The 12,908-nt window shown below is 58.7% G+C and carries 11 protein-coding genes; 10 read left to right on the top strand and 1 reads right to left on the bottom strand.

Annotated elements, in window-relative coordinates; genetic code table 11:
- Positions 1 to 9 precede the first annotated feature (9 nt).
- From BB029_RS16010 to BB029_RS15975, 8 genes are all read left to right on the top strand, one after another.
- Positions 10 to 714 carry a succinate dehydrogenase iron-sulfur subunit gene (locus BB029_RS16010; RefSeq protein WP_003172807.1) on the top strand — a complete coding sequence of 235 codons (705 nt, stop codon included), beginning with the start codon at positions 10 to 12 and terminating at the stop codon, positions 712 to 714.
- Between the two features lie 261 nt (positions 715 to 975).
- The gene (locus BB029_RS16005) at positions 976 to 3,807 is read left to right on the top strand and encodes a 2-oxoglutarate dehydrogenase E1 component (RefSeq protein WP_065939929.1); all 2,832 of its coding nucleotides are present in this window, start codon (positions 976 to 978) and stop codon (positions 3,805 to 3,807) included.
- 44 nt (positions 3,808 to 3,851) lie between these two features.
- Positions 3,852 to 5,078 (top strand): 2-oxoglutarate dehydrogenase complex dihydrolipoyllysine-residue succinyltransferase, encoded by a 1,227-nt coding sequence (gene odhB, locus BB029_RS16000; RefSeq protein ID WP_065939928.1) that lies wholly within the window; start codon positions 3,852 to 3,854, stop codon positions 5,076 to 5,078.
- Positions 5,079 to 5,179: 101 nt separating this feature from the next.
- Complete coding sequence (gene lpdA / locus BB029_RS15995; RefSeq protein WP_027607060.1) at positions 5,180 to 6,616, top strand: dihydrolipoyl dehydrogenase; 1,437 nt, start codon at positions 5,180 to 5,182, stop codon at positions 6,614 to 6,616.
- Between the two features lie 204 nt (positions 6,617 to 6,820).
- A complete protein-coding gene (sucC, locus tag BB029_RS15990) occupies positions 6,821 to 7,987 on the top strand; it encodes an ADP-forming succinate--CoA ligase subunit beta (RefSeq protein WP_003233235.1) in 1,167 nt (388 codons plus the stop codon).
- The gene (sucD, locus tag BB029_RS15985; protein ID WP_003172813.1) at positions 7,987 to 8,868 is read left to right on the top strand and encodes a succinate--CoA ligase subunit alpha; all 882 of its coding nucleotides are present in this window, start codon (positions 7,987 to 7,989) and stop codon (positions 8,866 to 8,868) included. Before sucC ends, sucD begins: the two co-directional genes overlap by 1 nt.
- A gap of 355 nt (positions 8,869 to 9,223) precedes the next feature.
- On the top strand, positions 9,224 to 10,537 hold the full coding sequence (brnQ, locus tag BB029_RS15980; protein WP_065939927.1) for a branched-chain amino acid transport system II carrier protein: 1,314 nt from the start codon (positions 9,224 to 9,226) through the stop codon (positions 10,535 to 10,537).
- A 143-nt stretch (positions 10,538 to 10,680) separates the two neighbouring features.
- A complete protein-coding gene (locus BB029_RS15975; protein ID WP_065939926.1) occupies positions 10,681 to 11,418 on the top strand; it encodes a DUF599 domain-containing protein in 738 nt (245 codons plus the stop codon).
- 94 nt (positions 11,419 to 11,512) lie between these two features.
- Here BB029_RS15975 and BB029_RS15970 read toward each other — a convergent pair whose 3' ends face one another.
- Positions 11,513 to 11,764, bottom strand: coding sequence for a hypothetical protein (locus tag BB029_RS15970; protein ID WP_010211724.1), 252 nt, complete (start codon positions 11,762 to 11,764; stop codon positions 11,513 to 11,515).
- Positions 11,765 to 11,922: 158 nt separating this feature from the next.
- Here BB029_RS15970 and BB029_RS15965 point away from each other — a divergent pair, with 158 nt between their 5' ends.
- Both BB029_RS15965 and BB029_RS15960 read left to right on the top strand, forming a co-directional pair.
- The gene (locus tag BB029_RS15965; protein WP_027607063.1) at positions 11,923 to 12,399 is read left to right on the top strand and encodes a PaaI family thioesterase; all 477 of its coding nucleotides are present in this window, start codon (positions 11,923 to 11,925) and stop codon (positions 12,397 to 12,399) included.
- Positions 12,396 to 12,848, top strand: coding sequence for a PaaI family thioesterase (locus BB029_RS15960; RefSeq protein ID WP_065939925.1), 453 nt, complete (start codon positions 12,396 to 12,398; stop codon positions 12,846 to 12,848). Before BB029_RS15965 ends, BB029_RS15960 begins: the two co-directional genes overlap by 4 nt.
- Positions 12,849 to 12,908 lie beyond the last annotated feature (60 nt).

Raw genomic sequence — 12,908 nt, 5'->3', positions numbered from 1 at the left:
GTGGCTGCCATGTTGAAAGTCAGTGTTTATCGCTACAACCCTGATCAGGACGCTGCGCCGTTCATGCAGGAGTTCCAGGTCGATACCGGTGGTAAAGACCTGATGGTGCTGGATGTATTGGCACTGATCAAAGAGCAGGACGAAGGTTTCTCCTATCGTCGCTCTTGCCGTGAAGGTGTGTGCGGTTCCGACGGCATGAACATCAACGGCAAAAACGGCCTGGCGTGCATCACGCCGCTGTCCGCCGTTGTCAAAGGCAACAAGCTGATCGTTCGTCCTCTGCCAGGTTTGCCGGTTATCCGTGACCTGGTCGTCGATATGAGCATCTTCTACAAGCAATACGAGAAAGTTAAGCCGTTCCTGCAGAACGACACGCCGGCTCCGGCCATCGAGCGTCTGCAGTCCCCTGAAGAGCGTGAAAAGCTCGATGGCCTGTACGAGTGCATCCTGTGCGCCTGCTGCTCGACCTCGTGCCCGTCCTTCTGGTGGAACCCGGACAAGTTCCTGGGTCCAGCTGCCCTGCTGCAAGCGTACCGCTTCCTGGCAGACAGCCGCGACACCAAGACGTCCGAGCGCCTGGCTTCGCTGGATGACCCGTTCAGCGTATTCCGCTGCCGCGGGATCATGAACTGCGTCAACGTATGTCCTAAAGGCCTGAACCCGACTAAGGCCATTGGTCACATCCGTAACATGCTGCTGCAAAGCGGTGTGTAACTGACGTTGTAACAAAGCAGGACCGTTGTGCCCGTAAATGCTACGGCGCAGGCTTCAACCGGCGCCGTAGTTTTAACTTGAGCAGCGACTTACAAAGCCGCAGCTCTTATTTTGAAGAAATGAGACAAGCAGGGGCATTCGGGTTGGTACCCGAACTATCAGCGTGATCCTAAGTGGCTTGTTTTGGTCGCTGCACTTGGCCTTTTGCAAGCAAACTCGGTGTTTTCGCCGGTGGTGTCCCCAAATCGAGGGTGACCAAGCATGCAAGAAAGCGTGATGCAGCGCATGTGGAACAGCGGCTATCTTTCAGGTGGTAACGCTGCCTATGTGGAAGAGCTTTATGAGCTCTACCTGCACGACCCTAACGCTGTGCCAGAAGAATGGCGCACCAAATTTCAGACGTTGTCTTCAGACGGCAACGCTGCCACCGATGTATCGCACGCAACAATTCGCGATCAGTTCGTGCTGCTGGCAAAGAACCAGCGCCGCGCCCAACCGGTTTCCGCCGGCAGCGTGAGCAGTGAGCACGAGAAGAAGCAAGTTGAAGTACTGCGACTGATCCAGGCCTACCGTATGCGTGGCCACCAGGCAGCCCAGCTTGACCCGCTGGGGCTGTGGCAGCGTCCTGCACCTGCAGACCTGTCGATCAATCATTACGGCTTGACCAATGCCGATCTTGATACGACCTTCCGTGCCGGCGACCTGTTCATCGGCAAAGAGGAAGCGAGCCTACGCGAAATTCACGAAGCGTTGCAGCAGACATATTGCCGCACCATCGGCGCTGAGTTCACGCACATCACCGATTCCGAGCAACGCCACTGGTTCCAGTATCGCCTGGAAGGCGTGCGTGGCCGTCCGGTATTGTCCGCCGACGTGCGCAGCCACCTGCTTGAGCGCGTGACCGCAGCCGAGGGCCTGGAAAAATACCTGGGTACCAAATACCCGGGCACGAAGCGTTTCGGCCTGGAAGGCGGCGAAAGCCTGATCCCGATGCTCGACGAACTGATCCAGCGTTCCGGTTCCTACGGCACCAAGGAAATCGTGATCGGCATGGCCCACCGTGGTCGCCTGAACGTGTTGGTCAATACCTTCGGCAAGAACCCGCGTGAGCTGTTCGACGAGTTTGAAGGCAAGAAGAAGGTCGAGCTGGGTTCCGGTGACGTTAAATACCACCAGGGCTTCTCGTCCAACGTGATGACCACCGGCGGTGAAGTTCACCTGGCCATGGCCTTCAACCCATCCCACCTGGAAATCGTTTCTCCAGTGGTCGAGGGTTCGGTCCGTGCTCGCCAGGATCGTCGTAACGACACCACCGGTGAAAAGGTCCTGCCGATTTCCATCCACGGTGACGCGGCATTCGCCGGTCAAGGCGTGGTCCTGGAAACCTTCCAGATGTCGCAGACCCGCGGCTTCAAGACCGGCGGTACCGTTCACATCGTCATCAACAACCAGGTGGGCTTCACCATCAGCAACCCGTTGGACGCGCGTTCCACCGAGTACGCCACCGACGTTGCCAAGATGATCCAGGCGCCGATCCTCCATGTGAATGGCGATGATCCGGAAGCCGTGCTGTTCGTGACCCAACTGGCTGTCGACTACCGCATGCAGTTCAAGCGTGACGTGGTGATCGACCTGGTTTGCTACCGTCGTCGCGGTCACAACGAAGCCGACGAACCAAGCGGCACCCAGCCGTTGATGTACCAGCAGATCACCAAGCAGCGCACTACCCGTGAGCTGTATGCCGAAAGCCTGACCAAGGCCGGTATCGTTGACGATGAACGTGTTCAGGCGAAGATCGATGAATACCGCAACGCGCTGGACAATGGTCTGCATGTCGTAAAAAGCCTGGTCAAGGAGCCGAACAAAGAGCTGTTCGTTGACTGGCGTCCGTACCTGGGTCACACCTGGACGGCGCGTCACGACACCTCGTTCGATCTGAAGACCCTGCAGGAACTGTCCGCCAAGCTGCTGGAAATTCCGGAAGGCTTCGTGGTGCAGCGCCAGGTTGCGAAGATCTACGAAGACCGTCAGAAGATGCAAGCCGGCGGCCTGCCGATCAACTGGGGTTACGCCGAAACCATGGCGTACGCGACCCTGGCGTTCGAAGGTCACCCGATCCGCATGACTGGCCAGGACATCGGCCGTGGTACGTTCTCGCACCGTCACGCGGTTCTGCACAACCAGAAAGACGCAAGCACCTACGTTCCGCTGAAGCACCTCTACGAAGGCCAGCCACGTTTCGACCTGTACGATTCGTTCCTGTCCGAAGAAGCCGTACTGGCGTTCGAATACGGTTACTCGACCACCACGCCGAACGCGCTGGTGATCTGGGAAGCCCAGTTCGGCGACTTCGCCAACGGCGCCCAAGTGGTTATCGACCAGTTCATCACCAGCGGCGAGCACAAGTGGGGTCGCCTGTGCGGTCTGACCATGCTGCTGCCACATGGCTATGAAGGTCAGGGCCCTGAGCACTCCTCGGCCCGTCTGGAGCGTTACCTGCAACTGTGCGCCGAGCACAACATCCAGGTATGCGTGCCGACCACCCCGGCACAGATTTACCACTTGCTGCGTCGCCAGGTAATCCGCCCGCTGCGCAAGCCGCTGGTAGTGCTGACGCCGAAGTCGCTGCTGCGTCACAAACTGGCCATCTCGACCCTGGAAGATCTGGCCGATGGCTCGTTCCAGACCGTTATTCCAGAAATCGACACGCTGGATCCGGCCAAGGTGACTCGCCTGGTGCTGTGCAGCGGCAAGGTCTACTACGACCTGCTGGAAAAACGCCGTGCCGAAGGCCGCGAAGACATCGCCATCGTGCGTATCGAGCAGCTTTATCCGTTCCCGGAAGACGACCTGATGGAGGCCATCGCGCCTTACACCAACCTCACTAACGTGGTGTGGTGCCAGGAAGAGCCGATGAACCAGGGCGCTTGGTACAGCAGCCAGCATCACTTGCGTCGCAGCATCGGCAACCACAACAAGGCCCTGGGCCTGGAGTACGCCGGCCGTGATGCTTCCGCTGCACCTGCGTGTGGTTATGCGTCGATGCACGCCGAGCAGCAGGAAAAACTGCTGCAAGATGCTTTCACTGTTTAACGCCTTCGCGCTGACTGAAACCGAATTTTAAGGACCCACAGATAATGGCTATCGAAATCAAAGCCCCGTCATTCCCGGAATCGGTTGCCGATGGCACCGTTGCCACCTGGCACAAGAAACCAGGCGAGGCTGTAAAGCGTGACGACCTGATCGTCGACATCGAGACCGACAAAGTCGTGCTGGAAGTGTTGGCCGAGGCTGACGGCGTGCTGGGCGCAATCGTTGCCGAAGAGGGCGCCACCGTTCTGTCGAACCAGGTACTGGGCTCGATCGAAGAGGGCAGCGCTGCCGCTCCTGCTCCTGCTGCCGCTGCTGCACCGGCCGCCGCTTCGGCGCCTGCCGCCGCTCCGGCTGCTGGCGCAGAAGATCCAATCGCTGCACCGGCTGCTCGCCAGTTGGCTGAAGAAAACGGCATCAACCTGGCGTCCATCAAAGGCACCGGCAAAGACGGCCGTGTGACCAAGGAAGACGTGGTCGCTGCTGTTGAAGCCAAGAAAAACGCTCCGGCTGCCGCGCCTGCCAAGGCTGCTGCCCCGGCTGCCGCTGCGCCTGTGTTCGCTGCCGGCGACCGCACCGAGAAGCGTGTACCGATGACCCGCGTGCGTGCCACCGTGGCCAAGCGCCTGGTTGAAGCACAGTCGAACATGGCGATGCTGACCACTTTCAACGAAGTCGACATGACCGAAGTCATGGCCCTGCGTTCGAAGTACAAGGATCTGTTCGAGAAGTCCCACAACGGCGTGCGCCTGGGCTTCATGTCGTTCTTCGTGAAAGCGGCCACCGAAGCGCTGAAACGCTTCCCGGCAGTCAACGCTTCCATCGACGGCGGCGACATCGTTTACCACGGTTATGCAGACGTCGGCGTTGCCGTGTCCAGCGACCGTGGCCTGGTGGTCCCGGTCCTGCGTAACGCCGAACTGATGAGCCTGGCTGAAATCGAAGGCGGCATCGCCGGCTTCGGCAAGAAAGCCCGTGACGGCAAGCTGACCATCGACGAGATGACCGGTGGTACCTTCACCATCACCAACGGTGGTACCTTCGGTTCGATGATGTCGACGCCGATCGTTAACCCGCCACAAGCCGCGATCCTGGGCATGCACAACATCATCCAGCGTCCGATGGCCATCAACGGCCAAGTCGTGATCCGCCCAATGATGTACCTGGCGCTGTCTTACGATCACCGCCTGATCGATGGTAAAGAAGCCGTGACTTTCCTGGTGACCATCAAGAACCTGCTGGAAGACCCGGCTCGTCTGCTGCTGGATATCTGATAGAAGCAGCTGCAGGCTTCAAGTGACAGATTGCCGGATAAGGCAGTTGGGCTTGGGGCTTGCGGCTTGAAAGCTTGCTGCTAAATAGAGGAACTATTTTCATGTCGCAGAAATTTGACGTTGTAGTGATTGGTGCGGGTCCTGGCGGCTACGTTGCCGCCATCAAGGCCGCACAACTGGGCCTCTCGACTGCTTGCATCGAAAAATACACCGACAAGGAAGGCAAACTGGCACTGGGCGGTACTTGCCTGAACGTCGGTTGCATTCCTTCCAAGGCGCTGCTGGACAGCTCCTGGAAATTCCACGAAGCCCAGGACGGTTTCGCGATCCACGGCATCAACCATGCCGGCGTGACCATGGACGTGCCAGCAATGGTCGGCCGTAAAGCCAACATCGTCAAAGGCCTGACTTCCGGCGTTGCGACCTTGTTCAAGGCCAACGGTGTGACTTCCCTGCAAGGCCACGGCAAACTGCTGGCCGGCAAGAAAGTTGAGATCACCAAGCCGGACGGTTCGGTAGAAGTCATCGAAGCCGAGAATGTGATCCTGGCCCCAGGTTCGCGTCCAATCGACATTCCACCGGCTCCGGTTGACCAGAACGTGATCGTTGATTCGACCGGCGCCCTGGAATTCCAGGCCGTGCCTAAGCGCCTGGGCGTGATCGGCGCTGGCGTCATCGGCCTGGAACTGGGTTCGGTCTGGTCCCGCCTGGGTTCCGAAGTGACCGTGCTGGAAGCCCTGGACACGTTCCTGCTGGCTGCCGATACCGCGGTATCCAAGGAAGCGCTGAAAACCCTGACCAAACAAGGTCTGGACATCAAGTTGGGCGCTCGCGTGACCGGCTCTAAGGTCAACGGCGAAGAAGTGGTCGTGACCTACACCGACAAGGATGGCGAACAGACCATCACGTTCGACAAGCTGATCGTCGCCGTGGGCCGCCGTCCGGTGACCACCGACCTGCTGGCTTCCGACAGCGGCGTGAACATCGACGAGCGTGGTTTCATCCACGTTGACGATCACTGCGCTACCACCGTTCCTGGCGTCTACGCCATCGGCGACGTGGTTCGCGGCATGATGCTCGCGCACAAGGCTTCCGAAGAAGGCATCATGGTGGTCGAGCGCATCAAGGGTCACAAGACCCAGATGAACTATGACCTGATCCCATCGGTTATCTACACCCACCCGGAAATTGCATGGGTCGGCAAGAACGAACAGCAGTTGAAAGCTGAAGGCGTTGAAGTTAACGTCGGCACCTTCCCGTTCGCCGCTTCTGGCCGTGCCATGGCAGCCAACGACACCGGTGGTTTTGTCAAAGTCATCGCTGATGCCAAGACTGACCGCGTATTGGGCGTCCACGTGATTGGCCCAGGCGCAGCAGAACTGGTTCAGCAGGGCGCGATCGGTATGGAATTCGGCACCAGTGCCGAGGACATCGGCATGATGGTCTTCTCCCATCCGACCCTGTCCGAAGCGCTGCACGAAGCCGCGTTGGCAGTGAATGGCCATGCCATCCACATCGCCAACAAGAAGAAGCGCTAAGCGAGATAATAAGAAACCACGGCGGAGTTGCCCGTCGTGAGCCTTGCGCGCAAGACTCACCGCGGAATATCCGCTGGACGCAGTCTTGCGCAGCTTTACGGGCCTTGAGCCCCGCAAGTTGCGCAAGCAGCAGTCACAGGTGGCGCGGCACTCATAATGAGCGCAGCGCCGAATGCGCAGTACCTAACGAAGACGGTAAAAAGCATGAATCTTCACGAGTATCAGGGTAAGCAGCTGTTCGCTGAATACGGCCTGCCAGTTTCCAAGGGCTACGCAGTAGACACCCCGGAAGCAGCAGCAGAAGCTTGCGACAAAATCGGCGGCACCGAGTGGGTTGTCAAAGCCCAGGTCCACGCTGGTGGTCGCGGTAAAGCGGGCGGCGTTAAGCTGGTTCGCAGCAAAGAAGACGCCAAGGCCTTCGCACAGCAGTGGCTGGGCAAGCGTCTGGTGACTTACCAGACTGATGCCAATGGCCAGCCAGTCACCAAGATCCTGGTTGAATCGTGCACTGATATCGCTAAAGAGCTGTACCTGGGCGCTGTCGTTGACCGTTCGAGCCGTCGCATCGTGTTCATGGCTTCCACCGAAGGTGGCGTGGACATCGAGAAGATCGCTCACGAAACCCCAGAAAAAATTCTGAAAGCCACTATCGACCCACTGGTTGGCGCCCAGCCATTCCAGGGTCGCGAGCTGGCTTTCCAGCTGGGCCTGGAAGGCAAGCAAGTTGCCCAGTTCGCCAAGATCTTCGTAGGTCTGGCCAAACTGTTCCAAGATCACGATCTGGCCCTGCTGGAAGTGAACCCGCTGGTGATCAAGGCTGACGGCGATCTGCACTGCCTCGACGCCAAGATCAACATCGACGCCAACGCCATGTACCGTCAGCCTAAGCTGAAGACTTTCCACGATCCGTCGCAGGACGATCCGCGCGAAGCGCACGCTGCCAAGTTCGAACTGAACTACGTAGCCCTGGAAGGTAACATCGGTTGCATGGTCAACGGTGCCGGCCTGGCCATGGGTACCATGGACATCGTCAACCTGCATGGCGGCAAACCAGCCAACTTCCTCGACGTAGGCGGTGGTGCTACCAAAGAACGCGTAACCGAAGCCTTCAAGATCATCCTGTCCGACTCCAACGTCGCTGCAGTACTGGTCAACATCTTCGGCGGCATCGTTCGTTGCGACATGATTGCCGAAGGCATCATCGGTGCAGTGAAAGAAGTCGGCGTTAAAATCCCGGTTGTTGTTCGCCTTGAAGGCAACAACGCTGAACTGGGCGCTAAAGTACTGGCAGAAAGCGGTTTGAACATCATCGCGGCTACCAGCCTGACCGACGCTGCTCAACAAGTTGTCAAAGCTGCGGAGGGCAAATAATGAGCGTCCTGATCAATAAAGACACCAAAGTTATCTGCCAGGGTATTACCGGTTCGCAAGGTAGTTTCCACACCCAGCAAGCCATCGAATACGGCACCAAGATGGTTGGCGGCGTAACGCCGGGCAAAGGCGGCACCGAGCACCTGGGCCTGCCAGTGTTCAACACCGTGAAAGACGCTGTAGCTGCCACTGGCGCCACCGCCAGCGTGATCTATGTTCCAGCTCCTTTCTGCAAGGACTCGATCCTGGAAGCGGCATTCGGCGGCATCAAGCTGATCGTGTGCATCACCGAAGGCATTCCTACCCTGGACATGCTGGACGCTAAAGTTAAGTGCGACGAGCTGGGCGTAGTCCTGATCGGCCCTAACTGCCCAGGCGTGATCACTCCAGGCGAATGCAAGATCGGCATCATGCCAGGTCACATTCACTTGCCAGGTAAAGTCGGTATCGTTTCCCGTTCCGGCACCCTGACCTACGAAGCTGTGAAGCAAACTACTGACGCCGGTTTCGGTCAGTCGACTTGCGTCGGCATCGGCGGTGACCCGATCCCAGGCTCCAACTTCATCGATATCCTGAAGCTGTTCCAGGAAGACCCGAAGACCGAAGCGATCGTGATGATCGGTGAGATCGGCGGTTCGGCTGAAGAAGAAGCGGCTGCCTACATCAAGGCACACGTGACCAAGCCGGTTGTTTCCTACATCGCTGGTGTGACTGCCCCTGCGGGCAAGCGCATGGGCCATGCTGGCGCAATCATCTCTGGCGGCAAAGGCACTGCAGACGAGAAATTCGCTGCACTGCAAGACGCAGGCGTTAAAACCGTGCGTTCGCTGGCAGACATCGGCAAGGCCTTGGCCGAGCTGACCGGTTGGGCTGTCAAGTAAGCCTCGCGCTTAGCTGACGCTTTACCAGCAAAGGCCACCTTCGGGTGGCCTTTGTGCATTCTGCAGATTGTTGACGATTCAAATGTGGGAGGGGGCAAGCCCCTCCCACAATTTTGTTTGTATTGCCAAATTAAGTATGAAAACGCGACATCAAGATGTCGCTTATCGGACAGTCCGCCCCGCAACAGTGCGTTTGTCAGCCTAATTCTGTACCCTAGCCGCCTCTTTATGCGTCCGCCTCCCAAAAGGAAGCTGCGCGCTAGACCGGCCGGTGCCCATAAGGGCCGGCAGCATTTCCCTCATCCATAGGGAATCCCTCTCTAAATTCCGATTCAGTAGTGTGGTATTTCCTCAAATGAAAGTGTTGAAAAGCCAGGACATCCTGGCGTTGGGCTTCATGACCTTCGCCCTGTTTGTGGGCGCCGGCAACATCATCTTCCCGCCTATCGTTGGTTTGCAGTCCGGGCCTCATGTCTGGATGGCGGCGCTGGGCTTCCTGATCACCGCCGTTGGCCTGCCGGTGGTCACCGTGATCGCCCTGGCCAAGGTCGGTGGCGGCATGGACGCGCTGAGCAGCCCGATCGGCAAGATCGCCGGTGGCCTGCTCGCGGCGGCGGCGTATCTGGCGGTAGGACCGCTGTTCGCCACCCCGCGTACCGCGACCGTGTCGTTTGAAGTGGGCCTGGCGCCGCTGACCGGCGAAAGCCCGCTGGCGTTGTTTCTCTACAGCTCGGTGTATTTCCTGGTGGTGTTCTTTGTCTCCCTGTACCCGGGCCGACTGCTGGACACCGTGGGTCGCTTCCTGGCGCCGCTGAAGATCATCGCCCTGGCCATCCTCGGCATTGCCGCCTTTGCCCTGCCGGCAGGTGAGGTGGGTGTCGCCACCCCGGAATACGTCGCCGCACCGTTTTCCCAGGGCTTTATCAATGGCTACCTGACCATGGATACCCTGGGTGCGCTGGTGTTTGGCATTGTGATCGTCAATGCGATCCGTTCCCGTGGGGTCGAATCGCCCAAGCTGATCACCCGCTACGCGATCATTGCCGGGTTGATTGCCGGCGTCGGTTTGGCGCTGGTGTATGTCAGCCTGTTCCGCCTTGGGTCGGGCAGCCATGAAGTCGCTGCCGGCGCTGCCAATGGTGCCGCAGTACTGCACGCTTATGTCCAGCACACCTTCGGCTCCCTGGGCAGTGGGTTCCTGGCTGTATTGATCTCCCTGGCATGCCTGGTCACAGCCGTCGGCCTGACTTGCGCGTGTGCCGAGTACTTCAGCAAAATCCTGCCGCTGTCCTACAAGGCGCTGGTAGTGATCCTGGCGCTGTTCTCGCTGTTCGTGTCGAACCTGGGCCTGACCAAGCTGATTGCGTTCTCGATCCCGGTACTCACTGCGATCTACCCACCGTGCATCGTGCTGGTGGCGTTGAGTTTCTGCAAAGACTTCTGGCAGGAGCAGGGCCGTATCGTCGGTCCGGTGATGCTGGTGTCGTTCATCTTTGGCTGCATCGACGCGCTCAAGGGCGCAGGCCTGGCAGGCTGGATGCCTTCGCAGCTGGCGAACCTGCCGCTGAGCGAGCAAGGCCTGGCGTGGCTGGTGCCGTCGGTGATGACGCTGGTTGTGGCGGTCGTCATTGATCGCATGCTGGGTAAGCGCAGCGAAGCCATCGCATAACAAGCGGGTTTCATGCAGTACGGAAATGCCTCGTATCAATCGATACGGGGCATTTTTTTTGAGCGCAAGGCAGTGTCTTTTTCTCTGCGCTAACGTCGAACAGACGCAAAAAGTTTCTCAATCTTCTTTCTGCAAGGACCCGCATGTCGTTCGTCGAAGCCAATCAGATCCACCTGCTTGCCGCCCTCTGGTTCATCCTGTGCTGGGGCGGCTACACCCGTTATGCCACCTGGAAGGCGCGGGACACTGCATGCCTGGCCAGCGTGCTGCATTTGTATCGCGAGGACTGGATGCGCCGCATGCTGCTGCGCGACAACCGCATCGCCGACGCCAGCGTGATCGGCAACCTGGAGCGTAATGCCTCATTCTTCGCCTCCAGCACCTTGATCATCCTCGCCGGCATTCTCACGGTGCTGGGGGCCTCCGAACGGGCGGTGTCATTGCTGGCGGACATACCCATGGTGCAGCAGGCCTCCCAGGGCATGTCGGAGATCAAGCTGCTCTGCCTGGCGCTGGTCTTTGTCTATGCCTTCTTCACCTTCAGTTGGTGCATGCGCCAGTACAACTTTGCCGCTGTGCTGGTCGGGTCGGCACCGATGATCGGTGAACGGCATGTGTCGGAGCTGGAGCGCAAGGCGTTTGCCCTGCGTGCGGCGCGGGTGATCTCCATGGCTGCCAACCAGTTCAACTTTGGCCTGCGTTCTTATTACTTCGGCATGACCATGCTGGCGTGGTTCGTCAGCCCCTGGTTGTTCATGTTGATGAGTGCCGGGGTGGTGTTTGTGTTGTATCGCAGGGAGTTTCATTCCGACGTACTGCAAGTGATGGTGTATACGCAGACGGATACAACGATGCCTGAGCCGGCCAAAGAGGAGATTTAATGCGTGACGCGCTGAGTTAAAAACAACAGGCAAAGTAAAGCCCGCTATATAAGCGGGCTTTCTTTTTGCAGCGAAGCTATTTCATGCCGCGGTATCAGGAACCGGTGGCAGGAGTAGCTGGTGCTGCTTCTTTTGCGGCGGCTTCGTTCGATTCAGCCTGAGCTTTGGCAGCATCGGCGTTTTCTTTCGCAGCGTCGTTCACTTTATCCTGAGCTTTCGCCATGTCTTTTTGAGCTTGCTCAGAATGCGCTGCGGCATCTTGGGCTTTGTCTTCGGATTTCTTGTCGCAAGCAGCGAGACCGAGGGCAGCGGCCAACATCATGGAAATAGCTAAAGTCTTACGCATGGGGTGTTTCTCCTTAGTGAAGATATCTACTGGCCTTTCGAGCATGGCCGTTCAGCATTAGTTCCTTTTATTCCACAGATATATAAACAACGACCTCAAAGGAACTTTCGCCCGCACCGTCTATTTCGCCCATCAACACTAATAAGAGTCTGCAACGAATGACCGAAAATCCCTTGTTAGAGCGCGCGACGCGCTTTGTCTCGGCCTTGCGCCATTGTCAGGTGCTGGGTATCAGCGTTCATCATGCCAGCGAGGAGGGCATCACGTTGGTCATGCCTTACGCGCCGCAGTTGGTGGGTGATCCCCAGACCGGCGTGATCCACGGTGGCGCGTTGACATCCTTGATGGATACCGCCTGCGGCATGGCCACCCTGTGTGTCCTGCCGGAGTTCGAGGTGTGCCCGACCCTGGACCTGCGTGTCGACTATATGCATCCCGCCGAGCCCCATAAGCCGGTATATGGTTTCGCCCAGTGCTACCGGGTGACCACCGACGTGATCTTCACCCGTGGTTTTGCCTACCAGGACGACCCGCAACAACCCATCGCCCATGTGGTGGGCACCTTCATGCGCATGGGCAAGCGTCTCAAGGGCACCCAAGGGTTGGGGCGCGCCATCAAAGGAGAGCAGGCATGACCCATCGATTCAAGACCCGCCTGGAGCAGGCCCATCAGCGCGGCAGCTACGAGGCGCTGCTGGACCTGATCCCCTACGCCAAACTGATCGGGATCGAATGCACCCGGCTGGGGGATGAATTGCTGTTTCGCCTGCCGGCCCACAAGGACAATATTGGTAACCCCATATTGCCGGCGCTTCACGGCGGGGTGATTGCCGGCTTCATGGAGCTGGCAGCGGCGTTGCACCTGCTGGTGTTTACCGGAGCGCCGGGCCTCCCGAAAATCATCGATTTCTCCCTCGATTACCTGCGCGCCGGCCAGTTTCGCGACACTTACGCCAAATGCCAGGTGTGGCGCCAGGGCCGACGGGTGGCGAATGTGGCGATCACCGCCTGGCAAACCACCGCCGCCGAGCCCATCGCCACCGCCCGTGCGCATTTCAAGATCGAGGACGTGGTCCGCCCTTGAAATCCTGCTCTTAGCCCCCAACTTTGATGACAACCCGCCGCCAACCCTTCAGGGCGCGGC

Source organism: Pseudomonas sp. S3E12 (genome assembly GCF_001702295.1).
GTDB lineage: Bacteria > Pseudomonadota > Gammaproteobacteria > Pseudomonadales > Pseudomonadaceae > Aquipseudomonas > Aquipseudomonas marginalis.
Note: the sequence above shows the minus strand (reverse complement) of the source record. Positions and strands in the feature narration are given on the sequence as shown.